This is a genomic window from Pseudomonas sp. NBRC 111133 (assembly GCF_001320605.1).
Taxonomy (GTDB): Bacteria; Pseudomonadota; Gammaproteobacteria; order Pseudomonadales; family Pseudomonadaceae; genus Aquipseudomonas; species Aquipseudomonas monteilii.
Map to the genome: position 1 here is coordinate 43,398 of NZ_BCBJ01000168.1, position 16,872 is coordinate 60,269.

The window sequence follows — 16,872 nt, forward strand, 5'->3', positions numbered from 1 at the left end:
ACACATGCAATGGGAAGTTGTGATCGGGCTGGAAATCCACACTCAGCTCGCCACCCAGTCGAAGATCTTCTCCGGCAGCGCCACCACCTTTGGCTCCGAGCCGAACACCCAGGCCAGCCTGGTTGACTTGGGGATGCCCGGCGTACTGCCGGTGTTGAACCAGGAGGCCGTGCGCATGGCGTGCATGTTCGGCCTGGCCATCGATGCCGAAATCGGCAAGCGCAATGTGTTCGCGCGCAAGAACTACTTCTACCCGGACCTGCCCAAGGGTTACCAGATCAGCCAGATGGACCTGCCGATCGTCGGCAAGGGCCACCTGGACATCGCCCTGGAAGACGGCACCATCAAGCGCATCGGGGTCACCCGCGCGCACCTTGAGGAAGACGCCGGCAAGAGCCTGCACGAAGACTTCAGCGGCTCCACCGGCATTGACCTGAACCGCGCCGGCACACCACTGCTGGAAATCGTCTCCGAGCCTGACATGCGCAGCGCCAAGGAGGCCGTGGCCTACGTCAAGGCTATCCACGCACTGGTGCGCTACCTGGGCATCTGCGACGGCAACATGGCCGAAGGCTCGCTGCGTTGCGACTGCAACGTGTCGATCCGCCCGAAAGGCCAGGCCGAATTCGGCACCCGCTGCGAGATCAAGAACGTCAACTCGTTCCGCTTCATCGAGCGCGCGATCAACAGCGAAATCCAGCGCCAGATCGACCTGATCGAAGACGGCGGTAAGGTGGTGCAGGAAACCCGCCTGTACGACCCGAACAAGGACGAAACCCGCTCCATGCGCAGCAAGGAGGAAGCCAACGACTACCGTTACTTCCCCGACCCGGACCTGCTGCCGGTGGTCATTGAGGACAGCTTCCTCGAAACCGTACGCGCCGGCCTGCCGGAACTGCCACCGCAGAAGGTCGAGCGCTTCCAGAGCCAGTACGGCCTGTCGGCCTACGACGCCAACGTGCTGGCGTCGAGCCGCGAACAGGCTGACTACTTCGAAGAAGTGGTCAAGATCGGTGGCGATGCCAAGCTGGCCGCCAACTGGGTCATGGTCGAGCTGGGCAGCCTGCTGAACAAGCTGGGTGTCGAAATCGACCAGGCACCGGTCAGCGCCGCACAGCTGGGTGGCATGCTGTTGCGCATCCGCGACAACACCATCAGCGGCAAAATTGCCAAGACTGTGTTCGAGGCCATGGCCGCCGGTGAAGGCGATGCCGACAGCATCATCGAGAGCAAAGGCCTGAAGCAGGTCACCGACACCGGTGCGATCGACAAGATGCTCGACGAGATGCTGGCAGCCAATGCCGAGCAGGTCGAACAGTACCGCGCGGCCGATGAAGCCAAGCGTGGCAAGATGTTCGGCTTCTTTGTCGGTCAGGCAATGAAAGCCTCCAAAGGCAAAGCCAACCCGGGGCAGGTGAACCAATTGCTCAAGGCCAAGCTCGAAGGGTGATTGTTTTACCCCTGTAGTCCTGCGAGGGCTTCGCCCTCGTTCGCGAGCAAGCTCGCTCCCACAGTTACAGCGCCGCTGTCACGGGCGGTGATATACCTGTGGGAGCGGGCTTGCCCGCGAATGGCCACACCGGAGCATTTAAATTGCTGAAACGATCACTGAGCACCCTTGCCCTCTTCTCCTTGCTGGCCGGCTGCGCCAGCCACGACATCGACCCACGCGGTTATGACAAAACCGGAACCGCCTCCTATTACGGTTCACGCCACCACGGCAAGCGCACCGCCAGCGGCGAACCCTTCAACCAGCATGGCCTCACCGCCGCCCACCGCAGCCTGCCTTTCGGCACCCGCGTACTGGTGACCAACATGGCCAACCAGCGCAGTGTGGTGGTACGCATCAACGACCGTGGCCCACATACCCGCGGCCGGCTGATCGACCTGTCACGCGCCGCCGCAGAAAAAATCGGCATGCTCCGTAGCGGAACAGCGCGCGTGCGAGTACAAGGGCTTAGCGACTGACGCGACAGGAGTCCGACCATTTTCGACCTGGCCACCCTTCCCACCTTCAGCCTCCTGCAACTGGGCATCGCCCTGGTGTTGCTGGTTGGCGGCGCCGAGTTGCTGGTGCGCGCCGCGCTGCGCCTTGCCCAGCGCCTTCACGTACGCCCACTGATCATCGGCCTGAGCCTGGTGGCCTTCGGCAGTACCGCGCCACAACTTACCGTAAGCCTGCAGGCTGCCTACCAGGGCGCGCCGGACGTGGCGGTGGGCAGCGTAATCGGCAGCAATATCTTCAACGTGCTGGTCATTCTTGGCCTGGCCGCGCTGATCATTCCCCTGCGCGTGTCGCGCCAACTGGTGCGCCTGGACATTCCGCTGATGATCATCGCCAGCGGCCTGGTCTATGCGCTGTCTGCCAACGGCCACCTGGGCCGGGTTGAAGGGGGGCTGTTGCTTCTGGGCCTGGGCGGTTACCTGGCGATGCTCTGGCACCAGTCGCGTCACTATGCCCGTACCTACCCTGCCCCGGACAGCGCAAAAACCGGTGCCGGGCGCTTCTGGTCCGGCACGCTGCTGCAGGTGCTGGCCGGCCTTGGCTTGCTGAGCCTGGCGGGCCACCTGCTGCTGGAGGCCGCTGTGGAGGTTGCCACCGACCTGGGCCTGTCCGAACGCATCATTGGCCTTACCGTTGTCGCCATCTGCACCTCCCTGCCTGAGCTGGCCGCCGCGCTGATTGCCGCCCTGCGCGGCGAACGGGAAATCGCCGTGGGTACGGTGATCGGCAGCAACCTGTTCAACCTGCTGGCTGTATTGGGCCTGACCGCACTCGTCACGCCCGAGCCGCTGTCGATTTCACCCAATGCGCTGTCTTTCGACCTGCCAGTGATGCTCGGCGTTGCGGCACTGAGCCTGCCGGTGTTTTATTCCGGCTATCGCGTCACCCGTGCCGAAGGCCTGGTATTCCTTTGCCTGTACCTAGCCTACGGCCTGCACGTAGCAGCCTTTACCATGGGGATGCCGCTGGCTGGTCGACTTGAACATTTGATGCTGTTCTATGTACTGCCGGTGCTCGCCGTGGTGCTGCTGTTCACCACTGTGCGCGCCTGGCGTCGCCAACACTAAGGAAAACAACATGGCTGATAGCAACAAGACCGGCGAACAGATTCGCCGCCAGGTAATGGGCGATGCATTCGTCGACCGCGCACTGGGCAATGCCACCGACTTTACCCAGCCGCTACAGGACTTTGTCAATGAACATGCCTGGGGCAGCGTATGGGCCCGCGAGGGGCTACCACTGAAGACCCGCAGCCTGATTACCCTGGCCACGCTGACAGCACTCAAGTGCCCGCAAGAGCTCAAGGGGCATGTGCGCGGGGCATTGAACAATGGCTGTACGGTGGAGGAGATTCGCGAGGCGTTGCTGCATTGCGCAGTGTATGCGGGAGTGCCGGCAGCAATTGATGCCTTCAGGGCGGCACAGGAAGTGATCGACAGCTATCAGTAGTTGCCTGCACCGGCCTCTTCGCGGGCAAACCCGCCAAGAGGCCGGCACTGCCTTACTTGGCTTGGCGAGCCTTCTTCATCTTGAAGGCCACCCACAGCACCAGGATCCACCCTGGGATCAGCATCACCGAAATGCGGATCGGCGGCGTCAGGTACATCACCACCAGAATCAGCACGATGAACGCCAGGCACAGGTAGTTGGTCAACGGGTGCCCCCAGCTCTTGTAGAACGGGGTAATGCCTGCGGCCAGCTTGGCCTTGCGGAATTTCAGGTGGGTAATACTGATGCTCGCCCAGTTGATGACCAATGCCGACACCGCCAAGGCCATCAGCAAGCCAAAAGCCTCACCCGGCATCAGGTAGTTGATCACCACGCACAGGCCGGTGGCAAAGGCCGACACACCCAATGCAGTCAGCGGCACGCCGCTGCGGCTCACTTTCAGCAATTGACGCGGCGCGTCACCCTGGCTGGCCAGGCCGAACAGCATGCGGCTGTTGGCATACACACAGCTGTTGTACACCGACAGCGCGGCCGTCAGCACCACGATGTTGAGGATGGTCGCTACCAGGTCGCTGTCCAGCTCGTGGAAGATCATCACGAACGGGCTGCCGCCCTGCACCACCTTCTGCCACGGGTACAGCGACAGCAGCACCGCCAGGGCACCGATGTAGAAGATCAGGATGCGGTAAACCACCTGGTTGGTGGCCTTGGGAATGCTCTGGCGAGGGTTGTCAGCCTCGGCAGCGGTGATACCCACCAGCTCCAGGCCACCGAACGAGAACATGATCACCGCCAGCGCCATCACCAGGCCAGTGACACCGTTAGGGAAGAAGCCGCCGTATTGCCACAGGTTGGCCACGCTGGCATCCGGGCCGCCATGGCCGCTGCTCAGCAGCCAGGCGCCAAAGCCGATCATGCTGACGATGGCGACCACCTTGACCAGGGCGAACCAGAACTCCATCTCGCCGTAGACCTTTACCTGGGTCAGGTTGATGAGGTTGATCACCACGAAGAAGATCGCTGCCGTGGCCCAGGTCGGGAACTCTGGCCACCAGTACTGCACGTAGATACCCACCGCAGTCAGCTCGGCCATGCCGACCAGCACGTACACCACCCAGTAGTTCCAGCCCGACACGAAGCCGGCGAACTCGCTCCAGTACTGGTGGGCGAAGTGGCTGAAGCTGCCGGCGACCGGCTCTTCCACCACCATTTCGCCCAACTGGCGCATGATCAGGAAAGCCATCAGGCCAGCGATGGCATAACCCAGCAGAACGGAAGGGCCGGCCAGCTGAATGGTCTGGGCGATACCCAGGAACAACCCGGTACCGATGGCCCCACCCAGCGCGATCAGCTGGATATGGCGATTCTTCAGCCCGCGCTGTAACCGCTCGGGCGTGCTCTGGTCTTGCATGAAGTGTCCTTTAGCTCAGTGAGGCTGTGTTTTTTGTGTTGTTTGCAGTCAAGGATCTAGATCCATCCGCCCCACTGCAAGATGAAAATGCCGATATTGGTGGTGATCGCCGCCATTAGCGTGGTAATTACGATGATCGACGCTGCCAGCTCATGGTTACCATTGGCCGCTCGCGCCATCACATAGCTGGCGGCGGCGGTCGGACTGCCGATGTACAGGAACAGGATACCCAGCTCCGCACCCCGGAAACCGCACAACCATGCGCCAAGGGTACCGAGCAGTGGCAGCCAGACCATCTTCACCAGGCTGGCATCGATGGCCAGCCTGCCACTGTCGCGCAACGCCGCCAGCGACAGTGTGCCGCCAATGCAGATGAGCGCCAGCGGCAGGGTCATCTGCGCCAGGTAATCGCCCGAGGTCAGCAGCCAGTTGGGCAGCGGCACCTGGCCGTAAGCCATGGGCGTGGCTACCAATACGCTAATGATCAACGGGTTGCTGAAAATGCTCTTGCAGATGCTCCACGGGTCGGACTTGAGGTCCGGGCTGTACACCGCCAGTACCAATGCCGACAGCGAGTTGTACATGAGGATGACCAGGCCGGCGAGCACCGCCCCCAAGGAAATACCATAGTCACCGTACAGGCTGGCGGCCAAGGCCAGGCCGATCACGCCGTTATTGCCGCGAAACGCGCCCTGGGTATAGATGCCGCGCTCTGCCAGCGGGCTGCGCCAGATGGCCAGGCCCCAGGCGATGGCGAAACCGACCAGGGTGGCGACGATAAAGTAGAGGATGACACCCGGTTTTACCGCAGAGGCCAGGTCGGCGTGGTAAATGCCGAGAAACAGCAGCGCCGGCATGCAGACGTTGAACACCAGTTGCGAGGCGACGCGATTGAAATTGTCATCGATCAGATGGATGCGTTTGAGCAGTACGCCCATGAACAGCATGGCGAAGACCGGTGCCGTGATGTTCAGCGTCTGGATAAGAAGGGCGAGCATGCGCAAGCGATCCTGGAGGGGGTTGCCGTTAGGGGGCTAATGATACGCCAACGGCTGGGATTTGCGGGGATCGCGGGGTGTTATAGAGAAATTTCTGTCAGTGCCGGCCCTTTCGCGACGGTTCGGTGCGAAGGGGCCAGCACTGCCAATAAAGAATCAGCGCCGAACCGGCCGCTTCTGCAATTTGCGCTGCAAAGTCCGCCGGTGCATGCCCAGCGCCCGCGCAGTGGCCGAGATGTTGCCCTCGTGCTCATTCAACACGCGCTGGATGTGCTCCCACTGCAGGCGGTCGACCGACATCGGGTTTTCCGGCACCAGGGTATCCAGGTCGGTGTGCTCCGACAGCAGCGCCGCCAGCACATCATCGGCATCGGCCGGCTTGCACAGGTAGTTGCAGGCGCCCCGCTTCACCGCCTCCACCGCCGTGGCAATGCTCGAGTACCCGGTCAGGATCACCACGCGCATTTCCGGGTCCAGTTCCAGCAGCTTGGGCAGCAGCACCAGGCCCGAGTCACCGTCCATCTTCAGGTCCAGCGTGGCGTAGTCCGGCAGGTCCTGCTGGGCCAGGATCAAGCCCTCCTCGGCAGAACTGGCAGTGCTCACGCGGAAACCGCGGCGGCTCATGGCCCGGGCCATGACCCGGGTGAAGGTGGCATCGTCATCCACCAGCAGCAGGTGCGGCAGCTCTTCGCTTTCGACCTGGTTTTCTTCGCTCATCATTCATCTCCTCGCTTGCCATAGGGCAGGCGCAGTTCGGTCAGGGTGCCACCCTGTTCATGACTATAGAGTTTCACCGAACCGCCCGCACGGGTCACGCTGGCCTTGCTCAAGAACAGGCCAAGGCCGAAGCCTTTGCCTTTGGTGGTAATGAAGGGTTTGCCGATGGCTTCGGCAATGGCCGGCGGCACGCCCGGGCCGTGGTCGCGGATGCTGATGACGATGTCGTGGGCGTCCCAGTCCAGGCGCACCTCCAGGTCATCGGGGCAGGCATCGGCGGCATTGTTCAACAGATTCAGCAACGCCTGGGTCAGGTCCGGTGGCGGAGTCAGGCGCGGCACTTTGCCGTCGCGCAGGCGCTGGAAGCGGTAACTGGCTTCCGGGCGCATCAAGTGCCAACGGTTCAGCGCCTCGTCCAGCCAGGCGGTCACGTCCTGCTCCACGATAGCAAGGCGGCGGTTGGCTTCGGCGGCACGCACCAGCTGCTGCAACGTCTCTTTGCACAGTTTTACCTGGTCTTGAAGGATTTGCAGGTCTTCTTGCAGCAACGGGTCGGCGTGGTCCTGGCGCATTTCATTCAGTAGCACGCTCATAGTCGCCAACGGCGTGCCCAGTTCATGGGCAGCGCCAGCGGCCTGGGTGGCCACGGCCAGTAGCTGCTCGTCTCGCAGGCTTTCTTCCCTGCGCTCGGAACGCAGTTGCTCCTGGCGGCGCAGCTCTTCGGCCATGCGCGCGGCAAAGAAGGTGATCACCGCTGCGGCCAGGGCAATACTGAGCCACATGCCGTACACCTGCATCTTGTCCCGCGCCATCGGCAGGCCTTCGAGCGGGTAGAACTGCACCAGCAGCAGGCTGTAGGCCGTCAGGGCAATGCCCGAAAGAATCAGCGAATACAGCCACGGCAAGGTCACCGCAGCAATCGCCAGCGGTACCAGGTAATACGACACGAACGGGTTGGTCGAGCCACCTGAGTAATACAGCAAGGCACTGTGGATCAGCAGGTCGCAGGCCAGCTGCAGGGCATATTCCATTTCGGTGACCGGCAGCGACAGGCGCAGGCGCAGCGCCGTGAAGGCGCACAGCAGCGAGGACAAGGCCAAGGTGCCAGCCAGCGACAGCCAAGGTAAAGGCAGCAGTTCGGTCCAGTAGGCAACGCCCACGGAGCCTGCCTGGGCAGCCAGGACCAGGACCCGAATGACGGTCAGGCGCCAGAGGTTCTGGCGGGTAGCAGACAGCGGTTGTACGGCGGCGAGCATGAGCTCTCCTGATGAGTGCTCCAGAAAAATCGGCTGGAGTATACCGAAGCCGGGCGCCTCGCTGCAGCGATGCGGCAAAGCGCCACACTTTGTCACAGGTTCATGATGGCACTTTTGAACCCACTACACTGTTGCCGGTCAGATGGGCCATGCGTGGAATGGATGACCAGACCCCACGCCTTTTATTGCCAAGGAGTACCACATGCAAATCCCTCGTCGCGGCGCCGCCCTTGTCCTGTCTTGCGGCCTGCTCGCCAGCCTGCCGGTGCTGGCTGCCGATGAACCGCGTTACAACCAGGTATCGCTGCGTGCCGAAGTCAGCAAGGAAGTGGCGCGTGACCTGATGGTCGTCACCCTGTACAGCGAAGCGCAGAACACCGACCCGGGCAAGCTCGCCAAGCAGATCACCGAAGCCATGAACAAGGCCGTGCAGCAGTCGCGTCAGGTCAAGGATGTGAAGATCAGCCAGGGCAGCCGCAACAGCTACCCGGTCTATGACAGCAAGGGCCAGAAGATCACCGGCTGGCGCGAGCGCGCCGAGCTGCGCCTGGAAAGCGCCAACTTCCCGGCCCTGTCCCAGCTTACCGCTGACCTGCTGCAAGAACTGAAAATGGGCGGCATGGACTTCTCCATTGCCCCGGCCACACGCAAGGCCAGCGAGGATGCACTGCTCAAGGACGCGGTCGATGCCTTCAAGGCGCGTGCGCAACTGGCCACCGAGGCGCTGGGCGGCAAGGGCTACAAAGTGGTCAGCCTGAACCTCAACAGCAGCGGCTACCCGCGCCCGTACCTGCGTAGCGCACCGATGGCAATGAAGGCCATGGGGGCTGACGAGGCGGCGCCAGCGCCGGATATCGAGGCGGGTACCAGTGAAGTGAGCATGAATGCCGATGGCTTGATCGAAGTGCAGATGCCCTGACAGCCACAAGCTTCAAGCAGCAAGCGACAAGTGGACCGTGAACACCGTCTGCTTTGCCTTGCAGCTTGAAGCTTGCCACTTATAGCTGTTTTTCAGACCTTTCCTACGCACCACAAAGGTGCCTCCTACATTTACCCCCGCCCCGAAACATTCTGCAAAATGCCATCATTTTGCCTGCGCAAACGTTTAACCTCGTCGAAAGTTACAACGATGCGACATCCATGTACGGTCGTACCACTTTTCTGGCGCCAACTATCCTTCTACCTGTTGCATTGGGAACATCCCCTGCATAAGTATCCGCAGGTCGGCTCACGAGGCCACCTCATCCGAAAAATGACAACAATGAGGCCACCATGCTCAAACACGCAGTCATTCCGTTCCTGCTGGGTGCAGGCTTGCTCACCGGCGCACCGTCGGCGCTTGCCGCGTCCAACCTGGTGTTCTGCTCCGAAGGCAGCCCGGCCGGTTTCGACCCGGGGCAGTACACCACCGGGACCGATTTCGATGCCTCGGCCGAGACCGTGTTCAACCGCCTGACCCAGTTCGAGCGCGGCGGTACGGCAGTCATCCCGGGCCTGGCGACCAAGTGGGAAGTCTCCGACGATGGCAAGACCTACACCTTCCACCTGCGTGAAGGCGTCAAGTTCCACACCACCGACTATTTCAAGCCCTCCCGCCCCTTCAACGCCGACGACGTGCTGTTCACCTTCAACCGCATGCTCGACAAGGACCACCCCTTCCGCAAAGCCTACCCCACCGAGTTCCCGTACTTCACCGACATGGGCATGGACAACAACATCGCCAAGGTGGAGAAACTCGACGAGCACACGGTGAAATTCACCCTCAACGAAGTCGACGCCGCGTTCATCCAGAACCTGGCCATGAGCTTCGCCTCCATCCAGTCCGCCGAATACGCCGACCAGTTACTGAAAAACGGCAAGGCCGCCGACATCAACCAGAAACCGATCGGTACCGGCCCGTTCGTGTTCAGCAAGTATCAGAAAGACGCGCAGATCCGCTTCAAGGGCAACAAGGACTACTGGCAACCCGATGACGTGAAGATCGACAACCTGATTTTCGCCATCACCACCGATGCCTCGGTGCGCATGCAGAAGCTGAAGAAGAACGAGTGCCAGGTCACCCTGTTCCCCCGCCCGGCCGACATCGAGCCGCTAAAGGCCGACAAGAACCTGCAAATGCCACAGCAGGCCGGCTTCAACCTTGGCTACATCGCCTACAACGTGATGGACAAGATCAAGGGCAGTAATGAGGCCAACCCGATGGCCCAGCTGAAAGTGCGCCAGGCGCTGGACATGGCGGTGGACAAGAAGAAGATCATCGAGTCTGTCTATCAGGGCGCCGGCCAGTTGGCCGTCAACGCCATGCCACCGACCCAGTGGTCGTATGACGACAGCATCAAGGATGCGCCATACGACCCCGAAAAGGCCAAGCAACTGCTCAAGGAAGCCGGCATCAAGGAAGGCACCGAAATCACCCTGTGGGCCATGCCCGTGCAACGCCCGTACAACCCCAATGCCAAGCTGATGGCCGAAATGCTCCAGTCCGACTGGGCCAAGATCGGTATCAAGGCGAAAATCGTCAGCTACGAATGGGGCGAATACATCAAACGCTCCAAAGGCGGCGAACAGGGCGCCATGCTGATTGGCTGGAGCGGCGATAACGGCGACCCGGACAACTGGCTGGGCACCCTCTACGGCTGCGATGCGGTCGACGGCAACAACTTCTCCAAATGGTGCTACAAGCCCTACGACGACCTGATCAAGCAGGCCAAGGCCACCTCCGATCAGGCCAAGCGCACCGAGCTGTACCAGAAGGCACAGCACATCCTCAAGGAGCAGGTGCCGATCACCCCGATCGCCCACTCCACCGTGTACCAGCCCATGAGCGCCAAGGTGAAGGACTTCAAGATCAGCCCGTTTGCGCTGAACGCCTTCTACGGCGTCAGCGTGGACAAATAGGGTTAACTGCGGCACCCGGGCAATAGCGGGTGCCTTCCCCATCACCTCTTCAATGTCGTCCTGCGGCTACCCGCTGCGGGTTGGGTGAACTGTTGCCGCCATTCATACCCGAGGCGGTGCAAACAGACGAAAAAGGATTCGCCATGCGCCACGCTACCTGCCTATCAGCCCTGTTGGCACTAGGCCTGATCAGCCAATCCCTTCCCTCGCTGGCCAACAGCCTGGTGTTCTGCTCCGAAGGCAGCCCAGCCGGTTTCGACACGGCCCAGTACACCAGCGCCACCGACAACGACGCCGCCGAACCGATCTACAACCGCCTGGTGGAGTTCGAGCGCGGCGGCACCGCCGTACACCCTGCCCTGGCGACGCGCTGGGAGGTATCGGACGATGGCCTGCACTACACCTTCCACCTGCGCGAAGGGGTGAAGTTCCACAGCAACAAGGCCTTTACCCCGAGCCGTGACTTCAACGCCGACGACGTGCTGTTCACCTTCAAACGCATGCTCGACAAGGGCCACCCGTTCCGCCAGGCCTACCCCACCGAGTTCCCCTATTTCATCAGCATGGGCCTGGACAAGAACATCGCCCGTGTCGAGAAAATCGACCCGATGACCGTGGCATTCACCCTGAAATCGGTCGATGCCGCGTTCACCCAAAACCTGGCGATGAGTTTCGCCTCCATCCTCTCTGCCGAATACGCCGACCAATTGATGGCCAGCGGTCGCCCCAGCGACATCAACCAGCAGCCCATCGGCACCGGGCCGTTCGTGTTCCAGCGTTACCAGAAGGATTCGCAGATCCGCTACAAGGGCAACAAGGATTACTGGGCACCGAATGAAGTGAAGATCGACAACCTGGTGTTCTCGATCAACATCGACCCTTCTGTGCGTATCCAGAAGCTGCGCCGCAACGAATGCCAGGTCACCCTGCACCCACGCCCGGCCGACCTGTCGGCACTCAAGGCCGACAGCAAGCTGCAGGTGTTGCAGCAGCCGGGCTTCAACCTCGGCTACATCGCCTACAACACCCAGCACCCGCCATTCGACCGCCTGGAAGTACGCCAGGCGATGGACATGGCGGTGGACAAGGCAGCCATCATCCAGGCGGTGTATCAGGACTCCGGCCAACGGGCGGTCAACGCCATGCCGCCCACCCAGTGGTCCTATGACGAAAGCCTCAAGGACGCACCCTACGACCCGGAAAAGGCCAAACAGCTGCTCCAGCAGGCCGGGGTCAAGCCTGGCACCGAAGTCAGTTTGTGGGCCATGCCCGTACAGCGCCCGTACAACCCCAACGCCAAACTGATGGCTGAAATGCTCCAGGCCGACTGGAACAAGCTCGGTTTCAAGGTGCGCATCGTCAGCTACGAGTGGGGTGAATACCTCAAGCGCATGAAAAGCGGCGAGCACGACATCGCCCTGATCGGCTGGACCGGTGACAACGGTGACCCGGACAACTGGCTGGGCACCCTCTACAGCTGCGACGCCATCGGCAGCAATAACTACTCGCTGTGGTGCGACCCGCAATACGACAGCCTGGTCAAGCAAGCCAAGCAGGTTACCGACCGCACCCAGCGCACCGCCCTGTACCAGCAGGCCCAGCAGCGGCTGAAGCAACAGGTGCCAATTACCCCGGTGGCGCATTCCACGGTCAACCAACCGCTCAGCGTCAAGGTTTCCGAGTTCAAGGTCAGCCCGTTTGGGCGCAATGATTTTTCCGGTGTGAGTGTGGACTGATTTGTAGCCCTCAAGGGCCTCTTCGCGGGTAAACCCGCTCCCACAGCGTTATCCCCTAGCCAGGAGTCTGCACAGATCCCTGTGGGAGCCGGCTTACCGGCGATTGGGCCAGTACAGGCAACACAACACCCCGATTTTAGCCCGGCGATCCCGCGGCAACCCTGGCAGCACCGCAACAACCATCCGGCCCACAAGGCCGGCAATAACTAGAAAAGAATGGGAGCTTCAACCTTGAGAGTATTCACCTTGACCGCACTGGCTTTATCCATCAGTGCCTTATCCACCGTGGCCCAGGCCGACCCGCAAAGCCAGGACTACCTCCCCCTCACCCTCAAAGACAGCAGCGAGCAAGCGCAAGCCAGCGGCTTCATCGACGGCCAGAGCCTGTCCGGCACCACCCGCAACTGGTACGCCCGCGAACGCGCCGCCCGCGCACCGCTGTGGCGCTACTACAAGAGCGACGGCACCCGCAAACCTACCCACAGCCGCGAAAACTGGCTGCAGGGCAGCATCCTCAACTACAGCTCCGGCTTTACCCAGGGCACCGTGGGCTTTGCTGTCGAGGCCGCCGGCTACAACGCCATCGCCCTGCAACAGGACCGCCAGGCCGTCGCCGGCCCCAACAACCGCACCCTCACTCACAGCGATGGCGACCCCATCGGCCAGTGGAGCAAACTGGGCCTGGGCAACATCAAGGCACGCGTGTCCAACACCACCCTTACCCTGGGCCGTCAGTCGGTGGACACTCCAATGATCGCCTACATCGGCAACCGCGCCTTGCCATCCAGCTTCCAGGGTGCGTTCCTGCACAGCGCCGAGTTCGACAACCTCAGCTTCGACCTGGGCACCTTCGACCGCGTCTCGCCACGCACCGAGCAAAGCCTCAGCAAATTCCGCAGCGAATACAGCGCCACCGGCGTGGAAACCGATCGCGCCAGCACGGCCGGCATCAACTACCAGCCGCTCAAGAGCCTGAGCACCAGCCTGTACGCCACCAAGGTCGACGACTTCTGGAACCAGTACTACTTCGGCGCCAACCACGTGCTGGGCGACAGCGCGGTACTCAGCCTGAGCACCGGCCTGAACTACTACAAGACCGTGGACGCCGGCAGCCAGAAGATGGGCAAGATCGACAACGACACCTACAGCCTGTCGCTCGACCTGACCCACCAGGCCCACACCATCGGCGCCTCGTGGCAGCAGGTGAACGGTAACGAGTACTTCGACTACCTGCACGAAACCAACGGCATCTACCTGGCCAACTCGCTGCTGTCGGACTTCAACGGCCCCAACGAAAAATCGCTGAAGATCTCCTACGTGCTGAACATGGCGCCCTACGGCGTACCGGGCCTGAAGTTCAATCTGTACAACGCCCGCGGCTGGGGCATCGACGGTACCCATTACCGCGGTACCGCCTACGACGTGAACGGCCTGGACGGCGAAACCCACTACGAGTGGGGCATCGGCACCAGCTACGCGGTGCAAAGCGGGCCGCTGAAAGACACCAGCATCCGCGCCACCTACACCACCCACCGCGCCAGCAAGGCCCAGGGTGACGGCAGCCTGGATGAGTTCCGGGTGGTCACCACCATTCCATTCAACATTCTCTGACCGCTGACGCCACGGCCCGGTCTGTGCGGGCCGTGGCAGCTACGCTGGAATCAATGCAAGCCGGGAGACCTGAACCCATGCAGAGTGCTTTCATGAAATCGTTACCGTTGCGCCTTGCCCTCGCCGCGCTGGTGCTGGGCAGCGCCACGCATCTGGCGGCCAAACCGTTGGTGGTCTGTACCGAGGCCAGCCCGGAAGGATTCGACGTTGTCCAGTACACCACCGGGGTCACGTTCGATGCCACCGCCGAAACGTTGTTCAACCGCTTGGTCGACTTCAAGCCCGGCACCACCGACATCGAGCCGGCACTGGCCGAACGCTGGGACATTTCACCCGACGGCCTGACTTACACCTTCCACCTGCGCGAAGGGGTGAAGTTCCACACCACCGACTACTTCAAGCCAACCCGTGAGTTCAATGCTGATGACGTGCTATGGAGCCTACGCCGCCAGCTCGACCCTGCTCACCCGTGGCATGACAAGACCAGCGTCGGTTACCCGTATTTCGAAAGCATGGCCTTCAAAAGCCTGCTCAAGTCGGTGGAAAAGACCGACGACCGCACCGTCGTGATCACCCTCACCCGCCCCGAAGCACCGTTCCTGCGGGACATGGCCATGGGCTTCACGTCGATCTACTCCGCCGAATACGGCGACCAGTTGCTCAAGGCCGGTAAAACCGCCGAGCTGAACAGCAAGCCGATCGGCACCGGCCCGTTCATCTTCCAGCGCTACAACAAGGACGCCCAGGTGCGCTTCAAGCCCAACCCGGACTACTTCCGCGGCAAGCCACCGGCCGATGCACTGATTTTCGCCATCGCCACCGACAGCAACGTGCGTCTGCAAAAACTGCGCGCCAATGAATGCCAAGTTGCGCTCTACCCCAAGCCGGAAGACGTGCCGGCGATCAAGGCCGACGCCAAACTCAAGGTGGCCGAGACCGAAGCGCTGGTCACCGGCTACATCACCATGAATACCGAGCACAAGTACCTCAACGATGTGCGCGTGCGTAAAGCCATCAACATGGCCTTCGACCGCCAGGCCCATGTTGACCAGCTTTTTGGCAAGGGCAATGCATTGGTCGGGGTGAACCCTTACCCACCGACCATGATCGGTTACAACACCAGCAACCAGAACCCGCCGCGAGACCTCGACAAGGCACGCGCCTTGCTCAAGGAAGCTGGCGTACCACAAGGTACGGTCATCACCCTGTTCACACGCAACGGCGGCGGCATGACCAATCCCAACCCGAGGCTGTCCGCCGAAATGCTGCAGGCTGACCTGAAACAGATCGGCCTGAAGCTGGATATTCGCGTAATGGAATGGGCCGAAATGCTGCGCCGCGCCAAAAAGGGCGAAGCCGACCTGGTGTCCACCGGCTGGGCCGGCGACAACGGCGACCCCGACAACTTCCTCACCCCGCTGCTGAGCTGCGAAGCGGCGAAGAACGGCGAAAACTACGCCCGCTGGTGCAACCCGAAATTCCAGGAGTTGATCACCCGCGCCCGCGAAGTGATCAATGACGACGAACGTGCAAGGCTCTATAGCGAGGCATTGAAGGTGTACGATGACGACCAACCCTGGATCAGCATGGCCCACCCCAAGGTGTTCGTGGTCATGCGTGACAACGTGGAGGGCTACGTGATCAGCCCTCTGACCAAAAATAACTTCGCCACCACCAAGGTGAAGTAGAACAACAACGACCGCCGGCAACCCACACGGGAACCGGCGGCACTGCCGTGGCGTGCTGCTGGCCCCACGGTCTGAAGAGGTAACCCCGACAATGTTGAGCTTTATTGCCCGGCGCCTGGGCCTGCTGATACCGACCTTTTTCGGCATCACCTTGCTGACCTTCGCGCTCATACGCCTGATCCCCGGCGACCCGGTGGAAGTCATGATGGGCGAGCGCAGGGTCGACCCCGAAATGCATGCCCAGGCCATGGAACGCCTGGGCCTGAACAAACCACTGCCGCTCCAGTACCTGGACTACGTCGGCAAGCTCGCCCAAGGTGACCTGGGTGAATCGCTGCGTACCCGCGAAAGCGTGTGGCGCGAGTTTCTCACCTTGTTCCCGGCCACCCTGGAACTGGCCTTCGCCGCCCTGCTGTTCGCAGGCATCGTCGGCCTGCTGGCCGGGGTGATCGCCGCGCTCAAGCGCGGTTCGCTGTTCGACCATGGGGTGATGGGTATTTCCCTGGCCGGCTACTCGATGCCGATCTTCTGGTGGGGCCTGATCCTGATCATGTTCTTCTCGGTGAGCCTGGGCTGGACCCCGGTGTCCGGGCGCATCGACCTGCTCTACGACATCGAGCCGAAAACCGGCTTCATGCTCATCGACACCCTGCTCAGCGACGAAGAAGGCGCGTTCAAGGACGCGGTGATGCACCTGATATTGCCGGCCATCGTGCTCGGCACCATCCCGCTGGCGGTCATCGCCCGCATGACCCGCTCGTCGATGCTCGAAGTATTGCGCGAAGACTACATCCGCACCGCCCGCGCCAAAGGCCTCTCGCCAGGGCGCGTGGTGTTCGTGCATGGCCTGCGCAATGCCTTGATCCCGGTGCTGACCGTGTTCGGTTTGCAGGTCGGCACATTGCTGGCCGGTGCGGTGCTGACCGAAACCATCTTTTCCTGGCCGGGCATCGGCAAATGGCTGATCGAAGCCATCGGCGCCCGTGACTACCCCGTGGTCCAGAACGGCATCCTGTTGATCGCCTGCCTGGTGATCCTGGTCAACTTCGTCGTGGACATTCTCTACGGCCTGGCCAACCCACGCATCCGTCATCAGCGCTGAG

Annotated in this window: 14 protein-coding genes; 10 read left to right on the top strand and 4 right to left on the bottom strand. The window is 61.7% G+C overall.

What is annotated here, in order from left to right; all coding sequences use genetic code 11:
* Window positions 1-4 precede the first annotated feature (4 nt).
* The 4 genes from gatB (at window position 5) to APH36_RS29780 (ending at window position 3,454) form a co-directional block, all read left to right on the top strand.
* On the top strand, window positions 5-1,450 hold the full coding sequence (gatB, locus tag APH36_RS29765; RefSeq protein ID WP_016713158.1) for an Asp-tRNA(Asn)/Glu-tRNA(Gln) amidotransferase subunit GatB: 1,446 nt from the start codon (window positions 5-7) through the stop codon (window positions 1,448-1,450).
* A gap of 143 nt (window positions 1,451-1,593) precedes the next feature.
* Window positions 1,594-1,968 (top strand): septal ring lytic transglycosylase RlpA family protein, encoded by a 375-nt coding sequence (locus tag APH36_RS29770; protein WP_177337148.1) that lies wholly within the window; start codon window positions 1,594-1,596, stop codon window positions 1,966-1,968.
* Between the two features lie 60 nt (window positions 1,969-2,028).
* Window positions 2,029-3,072 (top strand): calcium/sodium antiporter, encoded by a 1,044-nt coding sequence (locus APH36_RS29775; RefSeq protein WP_060501783.1) that lies wholly within the window; start codon window positions 2,029-2,031, stop codon window positions 3,070-3,072.
* Between the two features lie 10 nt (window positions 3,073-3,082).
* Entirely contained in the window at window positions 3,083-3,454 is a 372-nt protein-coding gene (locus tag APH36_RS29780; RefSeq protein WP_016713161.1) for a carboxymuconolactone decarboxylase family protein, read from the top strand.
* Window positions 3,455-3,506: 52 nt separating this feature from the next.
* On the opposite strand, the gene APH36_RS29785 is transcribed toward APH36_RS29780, so the two are convergent.
* The 4 genes from APH36_RS29785 to APH36_RS29800 form a co-directional block, all read right to left on the bottom strand.
* Window positions 3,507-4,865, bottom strand: a complete 1,359-nt coding sequence (locus APH36_RS29785; RefSeq protein ID WP_060501785.1) for an amino acid permease — start codon at window positions 4,863-4,865, stop codon at window positions 3,507-3,509.
* A gap of 56 nt (window positions 4,866-4,921) precedes the next feature.
* Window positions 4,922-5,863, bottom strand: coding sequence for an AEC family transporter (locus APH36_RS29790; RefSeq protein WP_060501787.1), 942 nt, complete (start codon window positions 5,861-5,863; stop codon window positions 4,922-4,924).
* A 156-nt stretch (window positions 5,864-6,019) separates the two neighbouring features.
* Entirely contained in the window at window positions 6,020-6,580 is a 561-nt protein-coding gene (locus APH36_RS29795; RefSeq protein WP_003255244.1) for a response regulator transcription factor, read from the bottom strand.
* Entirely contained in the window at window positions 6,580-7,836 is a 1,257-nt protein-coding gene (locus APH36_RS29800; RefSeq protein WP_016713164.1) for an ATP-binding protein, read from the bottom strand. The genes APH36_RS29795 and APH36_RS29800 overlap by 1 nt, the downstream gene beginning before the upstream one ends.
* 202 nt (window positions 7,837-8,038) lie before the next feature.
* On the opposite strand from APH36_RS29800, the gene APH36_RS29805 reads away from it, so the two are divergent.
* The 6 genes from APH36_RS29805 to APH36_RS29830 all read left to right on the top strand — a co-directional run bounded on the left by APH36_RS29805 (window position 8,039) and on the right by APH36_RS29830 (window position 16,871).
* Window positions 8,039-8,755: an SIMPL domain-containing protein gene (locus APH36_RS29805; RefSeq protein WP_060501789.1), complete on the top strand. Its 717-nt coding sequence runs from the start codon at window positions 8,039-8,041 to the stop codon at window positions 8,753-8,755.
* Window positions 8,756-9,108: 353 nt separating this feature from the next.
* Window positions 9,109-10,734: an ABC transporter substrate-binding protein gene (locus APH36_RS29810; protein ID WP_060501791.1), complete on the top strand. Its 1,626-nt coding sequence runs from the start codon at window positions 9,109-9,111 to the stop codon at window positions 10,732-10,734.
* A 143-nt stretch (window positions 10,735-10,877) separates the two neighbouring features.
* Window positions 10,878-12,470, top strand: a complete 1,593-nt coding sequence (locus tag APH36_RS29815; protein ID WP_060501794.1) for an ABC transporter substrate-binding protein — start codon at window positions 10,878-10,880, stop codon at window positions 12,468-12,470.
* 231 nt (window positions 12,471-12,701) lie between these two features.
* Entirely contained in the window at window positions 12,702-14,081 is a 1,380-nt protein-coding gene (locus tag APH36_RS29820; protein ID WP_060501796.1) for an OprD family porin, read from the top strand.
* Between the two features lie 77 nt (window positions 14,082-14,158).
* Window positions 14,159-15,769, top strand: a complete 1,611-nt coding sequence (locus tag APH36_RS29825) for an ABC transporter substrate-binding protein (RefSeq protein ID WP_177337149.1) — start codon at window positions 14,159-14,161, stop codon at window positions 15,767-15,769.
* Window positions 15,770-15,860: 91 nt separating this feature from the next.
* Window positions 15,861-16,871: an ABC transporter permease subunit gene (locus APH36_RS29830; RefSeq protein ID WP_060501798.1), complete on the top strand. Its 1,011-nt coding sequence runs from the start codon at window positions 15,861-15,863 to the stop codon at window positions 16,869-16,871.
* Window position 16,872 lies beyond the last annotated feature (1 nt).

Coding starts and splice junctions, on each gene's coding strand:
- gatB (WP_016713158.1), top strand. CDS start 5: ATGCAATGGGAAGTTGTGATCGGGCTGGAAATCCACACTCAGCTCGCC.
- APH36_RS29780 (WP_016713161.1), top strand. CDS start 3,083: ATGGCTGATAGCAACAAGACCGGCGAACAGATTCGCCGCCAGGTAATG.
- APH36_RS29785 (WP_060501785.1), bottom strand. CDS start 4,865: ATGCAAGACCAGAGCACGCCCGAGCGGTTACAGCGCGGGCTGAAGAAT.
- APH36_RS29790 (WP_060501787.1), bottom strand. CDS start 5,863: ATGCTCGCCCTTCTTATCCAGACGCTGAACATCACGGCACCGGTCTTC.
- APH36_RS29795 (WP_003255244.1), bottom strand. CDS start 6,580: ATGAGCGAAGAAAACCAGGTCGAAAGCGAAGAGCTGCCGCACCTGCTG.
- APH36_RS29800 (WP_016713164.1), bottom strand. CDS start 7,836: ATGCTCGCCGCCGTACAACCGCTGTCTGCTACCCGCCAGAACCTCTGG.
- APH36_RS29805 (WP_060501789.1), top strand. CDS start 8,039: ATGCAAATCCCTCGTCGCGGCGCCGCCCTTGTCCTGTCTTGCGGCCTG.
- APH36_RS29810 (WP_060501791.1), top strand. CDS start 9,109: ATGCTCAAACACGCAGTCATTCCGTTCCTGCTGGGTGCAGGCTTGCTC.
- APH36_RS29815 (WP_060501794.1), top strand. CDS start 10,878: ATGCGCCACGCTACCTGCCTATCAGCCCTGTTGGCACTAGGCCTGATC.
- APH36_RS29825 (WP_177337149.1), top strand. CDS start 14,159: ATGCAGAGTGCTTTCATGAAATCGTTACCGTTGCGCCTTGCCCTCGCC.
- APH36_RS29830 (WP_060501798.1), top strand. CDS start 15,861: ATGTTGAGCTTTATTGCCCGGCGCCTGGGCCTGCTGATACCGACCTTT.